We start from the raw sequence: 15,897 nt of genomic DNA, 5'->3' as shown, positions 1-15,897 counted from the left end.
ATCATCGAAACTCGCTCCCCAACACTGCGCCGGCGGGCCGCGCGGATCGATCCGCGGGCTGCACGTGGCGCCAGATGCCGCCGCTCAGGCGCAGGTTTTCCGGCGGACCGGCCACATGCGCCCTCAGGTGTTTGAAATACGCCTCTTGCCAGCGCTGCGCATACGCATCGGCGTCCTCGCCGGGTTCCACCGCGGGCAGCATCTCCAGCGTATAGGCGACGCGGCCGTTTTCCCAGCGCGGGGTGTAGAACACCGATGGCACGCCCTGGCGGTGCGCCAGGTGGGCGGCGAAACTGGAATAGGTCACCGCCTGCCCTTCGAACTGGGTGCGGGGCGCCGCCGGGTTGGCCGCGCCGTCCACCGCCAGGCACAGCACATTGCCCGCCGCCAGCGCGCGCATGCAGGCCTTGGCGACCTGCGCCTCGGTCTGGTCGGCGGTGGAGATCAGGGCGGCGGCATAGCTGCTCTGGGCGATGCTGGGCGCGGTGGCCAGCCAGCGGGAAGGAATGCCCAGCAGTTCCAGCGCCATCAGCCCGGCATACATGGGGCCGACGTGCGCCGTGGCCACCACCACGCCCCGGCCGGCCGCCAGCAGCGGCGCGAAGAAGCGTTCGCCGGTGTCCAGTTCACCCAGCATTTGCATGGCTTCCTCGACGCTGTCTTCGCGGCATTCGAGCCAATCGAACAGCAGGTGATCCACCAGGTGGCCCCAGCGCGCCCGCCGCTCCCATTGCGCGCGATCAGCCCCGGCATCGCCACGCAGCGACCAGGCCCAGTCCAGTCGCGCCTGCGGTATGGGCGCGGTATCCAGCTTCTGCTCCAGTTGTTCCAGCGCCTGCTGGAACGTTGGCGGCAGCGCCCGGCCGCGTTGCCCGACATAGCGCTCGAACAAGGCTTCGGCTTCCTGCTTGCGTCCCGCTTGCGAGAGCGCGCCGATGGCGGCGCGCTGCCAGAGTTGTTTGTCGGGCGATTTTTCGACCAGGTGCAGCAGTTGATCGGCGGCCTCCCCGTACTGCAGCGTGTAGCGCAGCGCGCGCGCATACAGGGCGCGTGTCTGCTCCAGTTCGGGGGCCAGTTCCATGGCCTGGCGCAGCGGCGCCACGGCGTCCTTGTAGCGGCCCGCGCGCAGCAGGGTTTCTCCGTGCAGCGTCAACAGCCGCACGTCGGTCGGGGCCGCTTCCAGGCCCGCCTCGAAGTGCGCCAGCGCATGCACTTTGCGGTCGTCGTCCGTGGCGCGCCGCAGGTGCGCCAGCCCCAGCGATGCGCGCAACGCCGGGGCATCGTGCCCCGCGTCCAGCGCCGCATTGCCCAGCAGGATCGCCGCCTCGACCCGGTCGTCGTCGAGCAGCACGCGCACCGCCACCGTCGCCACGCGCGCATTCGGCAGGTCATCGGCCTGCAAGGCCATGGCAATGCCGGCCGCCTCGACCGCGTCGCCGTTGCGCGAAAACGCCAGCATCCACCAATGCGCGTCGCCCGGCGCGGCCGCCGCCAGGGCGGCGGTCTGGCGCGCGACGTCGGCCGCCTGCGCGATATGCCCGGCCTGCACCCGCAGTTGAATCCGCGCGGCCTGCAGCGCCGAGGAATCCGGCGCGATGGCGGCGGCCGCATCCGCCTGGGCGATGGCGCGCTCCCACTGCTCGGTGCGGCCCAGCAGGCTGGCGAGCAGGCGGCGGTCGTCGGTGCGCGCCGGATAGGCCTGGACCAGCCGTTCCAGCGCGGCGATCGCCGGTTCCAGTCGCCCCACCCGCACGAACGGCGACACCAGCAGGCGGCGCGCATCGCGCCAGCCCTCTTCCACCCGCGCCAGCGCCGGCCCGAGCTCGGCCATGGCCTGCAAGGGGTCGTCCGCCTCCAGGATCCGCTTGATGACCGCGCGCAGGCGGCTGGTGGCATCGCTGGCGGCGGTGTTTGCGACGGCGGCGGGCGCCGCCGATGCCGGTGCCGCGGCGGTGCCGGGGCGTTCTATCGTCGTATCAACCATGGCGCAATCCTCTGAGCAAGGCCATCGCCGCGCGCAGGACGAACATGAGCACGAAGCCCAGCGCCAGCGCCTGCAACAGCAGCACGCCGGTGCGCGGACTGCTGGGCCGGTCCGTGGAGACCGGCTGCGCGATGATGGACAGGTAACGCTGCAGGCGCAGGGCGTCGGTCACGGCCTGCTGGTACGACTGCTGCGCCAGCGTCAGGTTCGAATCCGCAAAGGCCTGGGTGTTGCGCAGCGCCTCGTAGGATTTCAGTTGTTTCGCTTCCGTGTTGCCTTCGCCGCTCAGGCGCTGGCGCACGCTGGCGAGCCGTTTCTTCAGGGCCACGACCTGCGTTTCCGCGGGCTTGAGCATGAAGTGGTCCTTGTTGCCCAGCGCGCGGATCTTGTCCAGGTTGATCTGGGCGCTGCTCAGTTCCGCTTCGAGCTGGCTGGACAGGTTCAGCAGCATGGCCACCGTGGCGGTCGGGTCGATATTGCCGTGCGTGGTTCGCCACGAGGTCAGGGCTTCGCGCGCGGCCAGCGCCTTCTGCTCGGCCTGCCGGACCGATTCCTCGCTGACCTTCAGCTTGTCCGCCACGCCCTTTTCGTTCATGGAGCTGACGAAGTCCTCCGCCAGGCCGATCAAGGCCTTCGATAGCATTTCGGCGTCTTCGGGCGAATACGCGCGCACCCGCAGCACGTCGATCTGCTCCAGCGCATTGAAGGAAACCTGGACCGAGGCCCGGTAGGCGCGATACAGATCGTCCTCGCTCGAATCCTCGGACAGGTGGTTGGCCGGGTCCAGGCCGGCGTTGCGCAGGTACTGCCGCAACCCGACCTTCTTGTCCAGCTGCCGCATGCTGTCGCGCGACCGCAGGAAATCGCTGACGGCCCAGCCGTCGACGAAACCGCCGAGCATGCCGCCCGAATTCCCCGTGGTGAGCAGGCTGGCCGCCATGGCGCCGCCGCCCTGCTGGCCCGAGCCCGATTGCACGAAGAAGCGCGATTCCGCTTCGTAGCGCGGCGTGGCCACGAACAGCACGTAGACCAGCGCCAGGGCGACCGGGGCGACGACGATGAAGGCATTGACCCAGCGGCGCCGGCGACGTTCGTCCAGCGCGGCCTGCCGCTCGCGGCGCCGGCGCTCGATCTCGGAACCGCTCTCAGAAGCCGAGCTGGCCCTCGTCGAAGCCGCCGAAGACGTCGTCGCCTGTTCCGGATTCGCTGCGTGATCGTCGCGGGGGGAACTTACTGATGCACTGGTCGAGGTCGTCTTCGATGCGGAGTGCGCTTCGTTCATAAATCAGGCCCTTCAGGCAATAGTCCGCCAATTGATTCTGGCGGTAACTGGAAAGAATGAGCGTCCTGCCGACCAGGCGTTCTTCGAACAGCGCCAGCCAGAGACGGGTGAAACGGCAGGGTTCGAAGGGAATCGCCCCTTCGATCACGTAGATGTCGAACGCCGGCGCCAGCGCCAGCGCGAACGAAAACTCCTGCCTCGCATACAACGGCCAATGTTCCATCGGCCGGCTCAGGCTCCTGGGGTCGCTGATCAGGTCGGCCACCAGTTCGTACGTCGCATCGGCATCGATCTCGTACATCTGGCTCACCAGCTCGATCATGCTCAGGCCGTTGGCCTTGCCACGGATGAAGCCCTGCCGGCCGATGGCCCAGGACACGTTGCCCTCGTGCCGCACGAAGCCCTGGCGCGGCGGACGCAGGCCGCACAGCAGGTCGATGATCTGGCGATGCAGCTCCGGCGCGGGCGAAAGCAAGGCGTAGCGGCCGACGGGAATGTCGAGATGGGCGCCGGCCAGCAGCGCCTGCCGGCTGCCGAAGGCCAGGGGTTCATCCGTCACGCCATTGAGATGAATCATCGTCGTTCCTCACATGGGCTGGATATTGGGACGGGCCAGCCGCTCGGCCGCCAGGGCGACCACCATCAGGAAAACCAGGCTGGTCAGGAAATATCCCAGGCTCGCGTCCTGCGACGTGTAGGCGTCGAAATAGGCCGATCGCAACAGCTGCATGCCATGGGAGAAAGGCAGCCACAGCATCCAGGGCCGCAATTGCTCCGGCAGCTGCTCCGAGACGAAAAAGACGCCGGAGAAAATCTGCAGGAAGCGCTCGATCACCGGCGCCAGCCGCAGGAAGAAGTGCCAGAAGGTCGCGATCGCGCCGAACAGCAGGCCCATCGCGGCGGCGCAGCACGCCATCAGCACCACGTACAGCATGAAGCCCGGCCAGCTCTTGGGCAGCGTGATGAGGTCCAGCGCATGGCCGGCGCCGATCAGCACCACGAACACCACCAGGTACACCGACACGTACAGCAGCGCCTGCACCAGCGCGCACATCAAGGGCGAAACGCCCTGGAAATTCAACAGGCCGCGGGCCGATACGTACGCCGTGCTGCTCCTGAAGATGATCTGCCGGAACATGATCCAGGTGGTCGCGCCCAGCAGCGAGAAGGTCTGCACGTCCATCCCCAGGATGTAGTGCGTGCCCATCAGGATGTACAGCGACGAAATCAGCGTCAGCAGCACCACCGGGCCCACCAGCGCCCACAACAGGGCGATGCGGCTCTCGCCGTGCATCACGTGCAGCTGGTAGACGAACAGCGCCAGCAACGTGCGTCCGCCTGGCCAGCCGCGGCCGGCCAGGCGCGGATGATGCCCGGCATGCAACCCGCGCAGCCGCTCCCGCAGGATCTCCAGGTCGCCGGCCTCCCCCGGGGGCAGCTCCATTTCCAGCGCGACGTCGTTGCGCGACGCCTCGCGGCGCGCCTCCCGCGCCTCCTCCTGCCTGCGCCGCTCCTCGCGCCGCGCGTGCGCCTCGGCCAGGCGCCGGTCCTCGGCCACCAGCCGGGCCGGCATATAGCCCGGCGCGAACACGTCGACGCCCGCGCGGATGTCCTGCTCCAGCAGGCGCACGATGATGCGCAGGCGCCGCCGGGAGAAGTCCGCCAGCGTCTCGTCGACCTTGGCGCGCGCAATCTCCGCGTCCAGCTCCTCCTGCACCGCCTCGTACACCGCCCGCCGGGCGGCCACGGAGTCATGCGGCTCGCCCTGCAGGCGCGCCAGCAAAGGCCTGAACAGCACGGCCGGCTCGGCCTTCGCCTCGAACAGCGCGGCGGGATCCAGGCGCCACGCGGCGACGCCCGAACCCACCGCGTAGCTGCTGTCCTTTCTCCGCGCGCGCCAACCCTTGATCCGATCCTCGTTGCTCATCGACACGCTACTGGCTGACGCCGCTGGAGGAACTCGAGCCGGAGTCGGAGTCGATGGCGCGCGTCGCGCTGAAGCCGGCGCTCATGGTCACGCGGAACGCCGAAAGCACTTTCTGCACCTGCGTGAACGGCGCGTCGGAGATATAGATCGCCTGGCCCTCGTGCACGCTGAATTCGCGCGCCAGCGCCACCTGCTCGGCGCGCGTGAGATCGAACTGATACACCACCGGCAGCAAGTCCGGCTTGCCGTCCACGCCGGCCTGCGCGGGCGTGAACAGGAAGACCGAGCGCGGGTCCGCCGTCTTGTCGTCCAGGCCCCTGGCATCGGCCAGCGCGTCCAGCACGCTGTAGTTGCGCTTGCTGATCGCCACGCGGCCCTGGTTGCCGGCGGCGCCCAGCACCGTCAGGAACTCACGCGATTCATACGCGGTGATGACATCGCCCGGGCGCAGCAGGATGTCGTTGTTCTGGTTGCGGTAGATGTCCGAGAGGCGCACCGAGGCGACCTGATTGTCGCGTCGCAGGCTGACGACCAGTTGCTCCGGATTGGTCTGCACCGGCGCGGCCTGCGCCAGCGCGCTGCTCAGGCGCTGGGCGGTCTGCGTGATGGGATACATGCCCGGCTTGGTCAGGTTGCCCTGCACCGTCACCATCTGTCCGCGGGCGTCGGCCACGCGCGTCACGCTGACGTCGGCGCCGGCCACCAGCCGGCTCAGGCGCCCGACGATGGCGTCGTGCAGTTGCGCCAGCGTCATGCCGCCGGCCTGGAATTTGCCGAGAATGGGAAACGCGACATTGCCGTTGCGGTCCAGTTCCTGGTTGCCCAGGTCGCTCACGCCGGACGGGTCCGCCGTGAACACGCCCAGCCCGCCGCGCTCCCACACTTTCACGTTGACGCCGTCGCCCGGCACCAGGCGGTCGAAACCGGCCTGGGTCAGGTCGCGGTAGCGCACGGGAAAATCCGAGACCTCGGCAACCCGGCTCGCGCGCGCGAGCTCGCGCGAGGCCTGCATCACGACCACGTCCTTGGCGTCGTGGGCGCCTGTCACCTCACTGAGCATGGGGCCGGAACGCGGCAACTGGCAGCCGCTGAGCGTAAGCACGGTAATCAGCAGCAGGGCCGGCGCCGCGAGGCGGCGCGGGCCCGCGGCCGGGACGTTCATTTGCATAGTTTCCTTTGTCTTCGAAACCAGGGGACCTGGAGGGGACCTGGGTAAGGCGGGCGTTCAGGCCTGCATCAGGCGCATCGGCGGCATATCCATGCTCTCGTCGTTCTCCGACTCGGGCATGGCCGGCATGCACAGGCTCAGGAACTTGGCCAGCATGGCCTCCAGCGAGAACAGGGTCTGCGCCCGATGGCGGCTTTGCGCCCTCAGGCTCGCGTCGGCGCGCACCCGATCCACGATCGAGGCGACCTTGTCGCAGGCCTCGTGCAGGTCCGGATGTTCGACATCGCCCAGCAGGTGGCCGGTCTGGTCCTCCTCGAAACACTCGCCCGCCCCGCCGGCCGGCGTCGAGACCACCGGCACGCCGAGCAATTGGGCTTCGATCAGCACGTTGGGCAGGCCCTCGTAGCGCGACAGCAGCACCTTGGCATCCATCTGCGAATACCAGTAGCCCACGTGGTTCGACAAGCCGACCAGCAGCAACCGGTCCATCACGCACAATTCCTGCGCCAGCGCCACGATGTTCTCGTGCAGGCGGCCGTCGCCGACGATGACGAAGCGCGCCTGCGGACGCTGCTTCAGGTAGAGCGCCGCGAGCTTTATCCATAGTTGCGGCCGCTTGTCCGGCTCCAGGCGGAACACGCCGCCGATGGTCTCCGTCGCGTCGGCGGTGCTTTCCTGGAAGGCGCGCCACTTTTCCTGGTCCGTCGCCGCGGCATCGGTGGCCAGGTCCGGCACGCCGTTGTACAGCACGTGGAAGCGCACGATGGGAATGCCGAGCCACTCCGCGTAGGCCTCGGCGGCCTTGCGGCTGTTGCTGACGAAATGCACGCCGGGCACCTGCGCCAGCGCCTGGTACAGCTCAGGATACTCCTCGCGGAAGCGGTCCTTGCGGATGTTCGGCGGCAGGCCGCGGAACACCAGGTGGATGGTCGGCGCGCCGGCCAGCAGCGCCGCCAGGGCGCCGAACAGGCACGTGCCGTCCTGCCACAGGCTGACCACGTCGAAGGTGTTGGCGCGCAACACCGGCGCCAATCGCGTCACGCCGTAGTGGACCGGCGGCGGCAATTGTTCCAGCAGCCGGCTCAGGCTGCCGTCCGGCACCGACTGGTGGGCCACCGAGATCGCCGGCAGCTTGTTGATTTCCGTGACCGGAATCCGCGCCTTGACCAGCACCGACAGGAAGAAGTCCAGCCCCTGCTTTTTGGTGGAACCGGCCGGCTCGGTGTGCTGCTTGACCAGCACCTCGACTTTTTCGGGCTTCATCGGCACGTCGGCGGGCCGCGGGGCGGGCGTATCCGCCATGCGGGCCAGTTCCCCGGCCAGCCGCGTCAGCTGCCGCTCGGCGCCGCCGGGACCCAGGCTGCCGGTCACCAGCGCGACCGAGACGGGCTTGTCGGGCGAGTATTCCGGAATCTGCCGATTGCGGAAATGCAGGATCGCATGCTTCATCGAGACGATCCTGATGTCCTTGCCGGCCAGCGCGGCTTCGGGCTCCAGGCGCTGATAGAAGGCGTAGTCGCTGGCCAGGCCGTCGGCCAGTTCCGCCGCCTTGCTGCCCGGCGCAAGATGCTTGGCCACGGGCGCGATGACGTCGAAGGCGTCCGCCAGCAGGCCGCGCTTGCGCAGGCGCTTGGCGAACTCGACGCGGATGTTGCGGTCCGTATGCTGCAGGATCAGCCGGCGGAACAGCTCGTCGGACTGCTCATGCGCGCGGATATCGCTCAGCAGCTTGGCGCGGGCGAACAGCCGCGACGGATTGTCCGTGGACTCGGGCAGGTGCCGCTCGACCAGCGCCAGCGCGTCGTCGACGCGGCGCTCCTTGACCAGCCGGGTCGCGCAATAACGCACGATCTCCAGGTCGTCCGGGCATTCCCGCAGCAGCGTGGCCCATTGCTCGGCCATGCCCTCGTTCAGGCCAGCCGCTTCCTTCAGCCGGAGCAGCAGGAAGCGCACCTTGGAGTCGGCCATGTGGCCGCGCGCCAAGGCTTGCGCGTCGACCAGGTTCGCCTGCGCCACCTGGACCCGTCCCGACGCCGCCACGATTTCCTCCAGCCGCGTCTTGACCTCCTGCAGGTCGGACGCGGTGTTCTTGCGTTCGGTAGTCAGTGGCGGATTCATGCGGCCTTCCTGCGGTTGGCCTTGTCGATCCACACCAGGCAGCGCTGGATGTAGTGGTCGTACTGGGCCGGATTGTCGGAACGTTCCTGGAGCGCGCGCCAGTAGGGCAAGGCCTGTTCGAAGCGGTGCAGCCGCATGGCGCCGACCGCGGCCAGGCGCAGGCCGATGGGATCGTCCGGCACCAGCTGCAGGATGCGCTCACCCAGCGCCAGGCGCTCGGTGGTGCTGGACGAGTCCAGCGCGCGCGATTCGGCGTACAGCACGGCCAGGATTCGCCGCTTCTCGTGGTCGACTTCCGTCATCTGCGGCCACGACTGCGCCACGCGCTCGAGCAGGTTCCAGGCCGCCTTGGGATCGCCCGCCGACAGGATTTCGCGGGCGCCGCGGATGGCGCGCGGTCCCAGCCTTCCCAGCTGGCGTTCGGCTTCCTCCTTGGCGCTCTGGTCGGCCGAGCCATGGGCCAGCACCATCTTGTAGGCGTCGATGGCCTCGCCGAACCAGCCGCCGTTGAACGCGACCCGCGCGAAATGCAGCTGCGTGCTGAAAGGCGCGGATTCGTTGGCGGCGGCCTGCTCCAGGTGCCGCATGGCGGTCTGCTTGTCGCCCAGCGCGTCGGCCGCGCGGCCGCGCATCGCATGCAGTTCCGGGAACTCGACGCCGGTGTCCAGCGCGATGTCGGTCAGGTCGATCACTTCCTTGTGGTTGCCCGCCACCAGCGCCGCACGCACGCCCAGGCGCATGGCGCGCTCGAAGGCGCGCTGCGCGCGCACGCCGGCCAGGGCGTCGGGGTTGAGCAGGCGGTGCGCGCAGATGCGCTCGGCGGCATCGCGCAGGCGGCCTTCTTCCAGCGCCTGCGCGCCCTCTTCCGCCCAGGCTGTGGATTGCGCGCGCAGCCAGGCCGAAATGTCCTCCTGCTCGCTGTCGGCCAGTTTGCAGGACACGGCCAGCGCGGCGGCGGCCATGATGCATCCGCGCCAGGTCGCTTCCTTGACCAGTTCCAGCGCCTCCACGTCCTTGAGCGTGGGCGACTCGGACGCCAGCGCTCGCAGCCCCGTACGGTCCCCGGCGATCAACCGGTCGCGCCACAGCATGGCGAAGCTGCGGCCATGCGACGGAATCGCAGCGCGCACCTCATGGACCCAGCGCAGGGTGGCGTCCATATCGCTGCCGGCCTGCAGCAGCGAGAGCACGGTGTCGGCCGCCTCCGTGGCGGTCGCGTCCTGCGGCGCGGAAATGCGGAACAGCTGCTTCCAGTTGCCCAGGGCTTCGTCCACGAATCCCAGGTGACCGGCCGAAATCGCCGCGATGCGCACGATTTCCGGCGTCTCGATCTCGTCGCCCAGCAGGCCGGCGGCCAGCGAGTGCGCCAGGTCATAGCGACCCAGCTTGAAGTGGTTGCGCATCAGGATCTGCTCGGCCTTGCTGCCGGTGGCCAGCGTGCCGTCCGCGCCGCCCAGCAGCGCCAGCGATCCTTCGTAGTCGCCCAGCTCTTCCTGGATGCGCGCGAACAGCAGCGTGTGGTCGGGCAGGCCCGGATGGCGGCGCAGCACGTCGCGCAGGCGGCGCGAGGCTTCGCGCAGCTCGCCCGCGTCCCAGATCTTCTCGATGCGCTCCGCGCTTTCTTCGGCGCCCAGCTTGGGCACGCTCAACTGCGGGGTGGAGGCGCTCAGGCGCGGACGCACGAAGGTCTTGAACCACTCGGTGTACAGGCGTTCGGCGAACAGCGGGGTGTAGTGCGTCAGGTCCAGCCCGCCATCTTCCATCGCGTCGGCCTGCCCGATCTTGTTCATCAGCGGCGTCGGATCGTAGCAAGGCACGCCGATGCGCTGGGCGCTGGCGGTCACCGCGGCGATCAGCTGGGCGCGTTGTTCGATCGGCACGTTGTCGGGCGTCATGGCGTTGACGTGCGTGACGAACACCACCTTGTCCCGGCCCAGCAGGTCGACCAGTTGCTGCATCTGCTGCTCGATCTCGTCGTCCGTCTGCTCACGCTTGACGATGCGGGCAAGCAGGTCCCGATTGTCCGCCGACAGGCTCTTGAAGACGGGATCCTGGTCCAGCCATGCGCGCCGCTCGGCGAGCCGTTCGTCGCTGGCCTGCGTCCAGAACGCGCGGGTGCGCGCCCGGTCGGCGAAGAACTCGCTGAAGTAGCGCCCCAGGTAGTTGGACTGGATCGGATAGCCGCCGACGGTCAGCAGCTTGCGCGAGGACAGCTCGACCATATACAGGTCGGCCGGCTTGTGCACGCCGCGCCGGGCCTGCTCGCCGTTCGACGGACGGAAGATCACGCGCTGCACGTCGGTGGGAATCTCGGCCTGGCCGAACATGAAGCGGGCCTGCTGCAGCGCCTCGGCGCTGGTGTGCACGAAACCGTAGTTGCGCCCGAGCTGTTGCTTGATCGGGTAGCGCGCCACGGCATCGCGCAGCGGGGTATGGATGCGGCAGGTGCCGATCGGAGCGATGGTAAAGGCTGTCATTCCGGGCCTCTCCTGTGTTTGATGGGTTGCGGCGGGCCTGGACTCAGAGCGTCCAGTACAACAGGTCGGACTGAAGCCGGCGGCTGTCCAGCACCGACTTCAGGTCGCACACCATGCCGCCGGCCTTGACCAGGTGCGGCAGGTCTTCCCAGATGGTGTCCATGGTTTCGCGGTGCGGCACGGCCAGGATCAGCACGTCCATGTCGCGGAACTGGTCGCGCTCCACCAGGCTGATGCCGTACTCATGGCGCATCTGTTCCACGTCGACCATCGGGTCGCAGGCCACCGGCGTGATGCCGTAGTCGCCCAGCGCGCGATACAGATCGACCACCTTCGAATTGCGGATGTCCGGCACGTTTTCCTTGAACGTCATGCCGAGGATGCCGACCCGGGTCGAGGCGTTCAGGCGACCATTGCGCGCCAGGGTCTGCACCACGCGCGAGGCCACGTGGCCCGCCATGCCGTCGTTGATGCGGCGGCCCGACAGGATGACCTCGGGGTGGTAGCCCAGCTCCTGCGCCTTGGACGTCAGGTAGTAGGGATCCACGCCGATGCAGTGGCCGCCGACCAGGCCGGGCGTGAACTTGAGGAAGTTCCACTTGGTGCCCGCCGCTGCCAGCACCTCGGCGGTGCGGATGCCGACCAGGTCGCAGATCTTCGACATCTCGTTCATCAGCGCGATGTTGATGTCGCGCTGCGTGTTTTCGAGCACCTTGGCGGCCTCGGCCACCTTGATGGAAGAGGCGCGATGCACGCCCGCGTCGATGATCTGCTCGTAGACGCCCGCGATAATCTCCAGCGATTCCTCGTCCTGGCCGGACACGATCTTGACGATCTTCTCCAGCGGATGCTCGCGATCGCCCGGATTGATCCGTTCGGGGCTATAGCCGAGCTTGAAATCGACGCCGCAGCGCAGGCCCGATGCCTTTTCCAGCTCCGGACCGCAGATTTCCTCGGTCGCGCCGGGGTGCACGGTGGATTCGAAAACCACGATGCAGCCGGGACGCAGCACCGGGCCGATCGACCGGCAGGCGCGCACCAGCAGGGAAAAATCAGGATTGTTTTTCTCGTCGACCGGCGTCGGCACGGCCACGACGAAGAAATCGCACCCTTCCAATTCGCTCACCTGGTCGGTGAACTGCATGGGGGAAGCCAGCAATGCATCACGCTCGATCTCGCCGGTCCAGTCCTCACCCTCTTTCAGGCTCGTGATCCGCCGCTTGTCCACATCAAAGCCGACGACATCAAAACGCCTGGAAAATGCCACGGCCACGGGCAGGCCGACATATCCTAGACCGCACACTGCGATTCTCTTTACCACGGGGGACCTCACTGTTTTCGTCGTGTCGAAGACACTAGAAACCGACACCCGGGCATTACCGAATCGATGCGGAATCGCACCGCATTTGCCTGCCCGGGGTGGACGCGTTGCTCAAAATTGATTACATCTCGATACCCCGTCATACGGTCGGGTAGCGAGCCAACGAATCGTAGGCCGGGCAGACAGCAAATTTTTTTCTAAAAGTTTTCGATGCTATGGAAATAAGTCGCCGAGGTCGTAATAAACGTGGGGAAATCCCTGAAATAATCTCTTTTCCAACACAATTTGAAATGAATGAGATCGTTTGTCTTGTTAGCAAATATATAAAGTCGTTTTCTTATCTTGGCTTAATAAAACTGCAAGGAATGAGCATTCGTTCGGGAGCAGCAGTAAGCGCCCTGGGATAACTGTCTTTATTGCAACTTCAAGTCACGGATGGCGTCCGAATTTCCAAAAAATATCGTGCTAGAAGGGAATCGAAAATACTCACGCCGATTGACCATTTCCAAAGGCCGTGGCATATGCGCCCGCGAGTGGCGTACCCGGAAATCTGTCCTGATATTGAAATGACTTCCACCGATGACAGGCCGGTGGATTACACATTCGAACAAGTGCGCCAAAGGGTGGCCGCCGATCCGCGCATATACCCGCCCCGCCTTCCGGATAATGCGCCCGGCGTCCCGGCGGGAAACCGGAGCGCGGCCGCATGAAAAAGCCCCCGGGAACCGCAAGGTCCCCGGGGGCTTGGCATGCCGCTGGCGCCGGCCAGGCGCCGCCCGGCCTATTGCAGCAGGCTGCGCAGCATCCAGGCGTTCTTTTCGTGCACGTCCAGGCGCTGGGTCAGCAGGTCTGCGGTGGGCTGGTCATTGGCGGCATCGGCCTTCTCGAAGGCGGCGCGGGCCGTCTTGGCGACCGATTCGTTGGCGTTGACCAGCAGGCGCACCATCTCCAGGGCTTCCGGCACGGACTCGGGCTCGGCGATGGACGACAGCTTGGCGTATTCGCGATACGTGCCCGGGGCGTAGTGGCCCAGCGCGCGGATGCGTTCGGCGATGCTGTCCAGCGCGTTCCACGACTCGGTGTACTGGGTCATGAACATCAAGTGCAGCGTGTTGAACATGGGCCCCGTGACGTTCCAGTGGAAGTTGTGCGTCATCAGGTACAAGGTGTACGAGTCGGCCAGCAGCTTGGACAGTTCACCGGCGACGGCGGCGCGGTCCTTGTCCGAAATGCCGATGTTGATGCGCGGAACGCTGGGGGTCTTCTTGGAGGACTTTGCCATTGCTAGCTCCCTGTGGGGTTGGTAGACAAAACGAGGATAACACCGCGATTGCGACAATCCGGCCCAAAGGCCGGCCGGCGCGAGGCGGCTTGATCGAGCGCAAATGCGCTCGCAATTTCAATCCTGCACGGCCGCGGCTTCGTCCGACAGCATCCGCACGCCGGGCAGCTCGCATTCGTACACCGCCTGGGCCAGCGCCTCGATCGCCGCCAGCCTCGGGAAGCTGCGGCGCCAGGCCAGCACCACGCGGCGCTCGGGCACGTGGCCCTCGAACGGCAGGTAGCGCAGCAGGCTGTTGGACGGCGGCTGCTCCGGCACCGCCGTCACCGGCAGCACCGTCACGCCGATGCCCGCGGCCACCATGTGGCGGATCGTCTCCAGCGAAGAGCCCTCGAAGGTGCGCTGGATGCCGTCGCTGGCGGCCGAGAAGCGCGACAGTTCCGGACACACCTCCAGCACCTGGTCGCGGAAACAGTGGCCGCTGCCCAGCAGCAGCATGGTCTGCTGCTTCAGGTCCTGCGCGTCGATCGATTCGCGCTGCGCCAGCTCGTGGTCTTGCGGCACCGCCACCACGAATGGCTCGTCGTACAGCGGCTGCATCACCAGCCCCGCTTCCGGCAGCGGCAACGCCATGATGGCGCAATCGATCTCGCCCTGGCGCAGCAGCTCCACCAGCCGCACGGTGAAGTTCTCCTGCAGCAGCAGCGGCATCTGCGGGGTGCGGCCGATCTGCACCGGCACCAGGCGCGGCAGCAGGTACGGGCCGATGGTATGGATCACCCCGACCCGCAACGGGCCGGCCAGCGGGTCGTGCCCCTGGCGCGCGATCTCCTTGATGCTGGCGCTCTCTTCCAGCACCTTCTGGGCCTGGGCGACGATGCGCTGGCCGATGGGCGTGACGCCCACTTCGGCGCCGCCGCGCTCGAACAGCGTCACGCCCAGTTCGTCCTCGAGCTTGCGGATCGCCACCGACAGCGTGGGCTGGCTGACGAAACAGGCCTCGGCCGCCCGGCCGAAATGGCGCTCGCGCGCCACGGCCACGATGTATTTGAGTTCGGTGAGAGTCATGGTGGACTACGCCCCCGGGAGTTGAGCGCGCGCCCGGCGGGCGGCGCTGGAAAATGGGAAGGTCATGGTGGCATTCATCCGCTGGGGCCTAGGTGCGCAGGAAGTCTTCCCGGCCCCGCATCCAGCGGGCCAGGTGCGCCTCGACGGCGGCGGGATGTTCGGCGCGCAGCCAGACGGCGGCATCGCGCGCCTGTTCGGCGATCTCGGCGTCGGTTTCCAGATCGGCAAAGCGCAGCAGCGCCATGCCCGACTGGCGCGTGCCCAGGAATTCGCCGGGGCCGCGCTGCTCCAGGTCGCGGCGCGCAATCTCGAAACCGTCCGAGGTTTCGAACATGGCGCGCAGGCGTTCGCGCGCCACCTGCGACAGCGGCGTCTGGTAGAGCAGCACGCAGACCGATTCGGCGGTGCCCCGCCCCACCCGGCCGCGCAACTGGTGCAGTTGCGCCAGGCCGAAGCGTTCGGCGTGCTCGATGACCATCAGCGAGGCATTGGGCACGTCCACCCCGACCTCGATCACGGTGGTGGCCACCAGCAGGTCGATCTCGCCCTCGCGGAACGCCTGCATCACCGCCGCCTTCTCGGCCTGCGGCAGGCGGCCATGCACCAGGCCGATGCGCAGGTCCGGCAGGTCCACCCGCATGCCTTCGTAGGTATCGACGGCGGTCTGCAGTTCCAGCGCTTCGCTTTCCTCGACCAGCGGACAGACCCAATACGCCTGCTGTCCGCCGCGCGCGGCCTGCGCGATGTGGGCGATGACTTCCTCGCGGCGCGCGTCCGACACCAGCTTGGTCAGCACCGGCGTGCGCCCCGGCGGCAGTTCGTCGATCACCGACACGTCCAGGTCGGCAAAAAAGGTCATGGCCAGCGTGCGCGGGATCGGCGTGGCGCTCATGTTGAGCTGATGCGGCACGATGCGGCCGCGCACCGTCTCGCCCTTGCGCGTCAGCGCCAGTCGCTGGCCGACGCCAAAGCGGTGCTGCTCATCGACGATCGACAGGCCAAGGCGCTGGAATTCGACATGGTCCTGGATCAGCGCCTGCGTGCCCACCACCAGTTGCACGCTGCCGTCGGCCGCGGCGGCGGCGGCCTCGCGGCGCGCCTTGGCGGTCAGGCTGCCGCTGAGCCAGGCGACGTTCACGCCCAGCGGCTGCAGCCACGACACCAGCTTGCGGAAATGCTGTTCGGCCAGGATCTCGGTGGGCGCCATCAACGCCACCTGCGCGCCGCCGGCAATGGCCTGGGCCGCGGCGATGGCGGCGACCACGGTCTT

At 67.5% G+C, this 15,897-nt stretch carries 11 protein-coding genes; all 11 read right to left on the bottom strand.

The genetic code is table 11. The features are described 5' to 3' along the window. Position 1: 1 nt before the first annotated feature. Positions 2-1,984 (bottom strand): Vi polysaccharide transport protein VexE, encoded by a 1,983-nt coding sequence (locus DK459_RS08450; protein ID WP_109421471.1) that lies wholly within the window; start codon positions 1,982-1,984, stop codon positions 2-4. Then, positions 1,977-3,008 (bottom strand): sugar ABC transporter, encoded by a 1,032-nt coding sequence (locus DK459_RS08445; RefSeq protein ID WP_006386435.1) that lies wholly within the window; start codon positions 3,006-3,008, stop codon positions 1,977-1,979. The genes DK459_RS08450 and DK459_RS08445 overlap by 8 nt, the downstream gene beginning before the upstream one ends. Before the next feature lie 121 nt (positions 3,009-3,129). Next, positions 3,130-3,843, bottom strand: coding sequence for an ATPase (locus DK459_RS08440; protein WP_006386434.1), 714 nt, complete (start codon positions 3,841-3,843; stop codon positions 3,130-3,132). Between the two features lie 9 nt (positions 3,844-3,852). Beyond that, a complete protein-coding gene (locus tag DK459_RS08435; RefSeq protein ID WP_054499497.1) occupies positions 3,853-5,193 on the bottom strand; it encodes an ABC transporter permease in 1,341 nt (446 codons plus the stop codon). Between the two features lie 7 nt (positions 5,194-5,200). After that, complete coding sequence (locus DK459_RS08430) at positions 5,201-6,361, bottom strand: polysaccharide biosynthesis/export family protein (RefSeq protein WP_026383511.1); 1,161 nt, start codon at positions 6,359-6,361, stop codon at positions 5,201-5,203. A gap of 57 nt (positions 6,362-6,418) precedes the next feature. Beyond that, positions 6,419-8,479 (bottom strand): glycosyltransferase, encoded by a 2,061-nt coding sequence (locus DK459_RS08425; RefSeq protein WP_006386431.1) that lies wholly within the window; start codon positions 8,477-8,479, stop codon positions 6,419-6,421. Beyond that, complete coding sequence (locus tag DK459_RS08420; RefSeq protein ID WP_070541339.1) at positions 8,476-10,956, bottom strand: hypothetical protein; 2,481 nt, start codon at positions 10,954-10,956, stop codon at positions 8,476-8,478. Before DK459_RS08420 ends, DK459_RS08425 begins: the two co-directional genes overlap by 4 nt. A 43-nt stretch (positions 10,957-10,999) precedes the next feature. Further along, positions 11,000-12,259, bottom strand: coding sequence for a nucleotide sugar dehydrogenase (locus DK459_RS08415; protein ID WP_006386429.1), 1,260 nt, complete (start codon positions 12,257-12,259; stop codon positions 11,000-11,002). A gap of 799 nt (positions 12,260-13,058) precedes the next feature. Beyond that, positions 13,059-13,559: a Dps family protein gene (locus DK459_RS08410; protein WP_006386428.1), complete on the bottom strand. Its 501-nt coding sequence runs from the start codon at positions 13,557-13,559 to the stop codon at positions 13,059-13,061. A 117-nt stretch (positions 13,560-13,676) separates the two neighbouring features. Further along, positions 13,677-14,627, bottom strand: coding sequence for a LysR substrate-binding domain-containing protein (locus DK459_RS08405; RefSeq protein ID WP_006386427.1), 951 nt, complete (start codon positions 14,625-14,627; stop codon positions 13,677-13,679). A gap of 88 nt (positions 14,628-14,715) precedes the next feature. After that, positions 14,716-15,897 (bottom strand): ATP-dependent DNA helicase RecG (locus DK459_RS08400; protein WP_146221887.1); only part of this gene is annotated, 1,182 nt, incomplete at its 5' end.

The organism is Achromobacter sp. RW408 (genome assembly GCF_003184165.1).
GTDB classification, from domain to species: domain Bacteria; phylum Pseudomonadota; class Gammaproteobacteria; order Burkholderiales; family Burkholderiaceae_B; genus Achromobacter; species Achromobacter xylosoxidans.
This window is presented reverse-complemented; position numbering and strand designations above follow the sequence as displayed.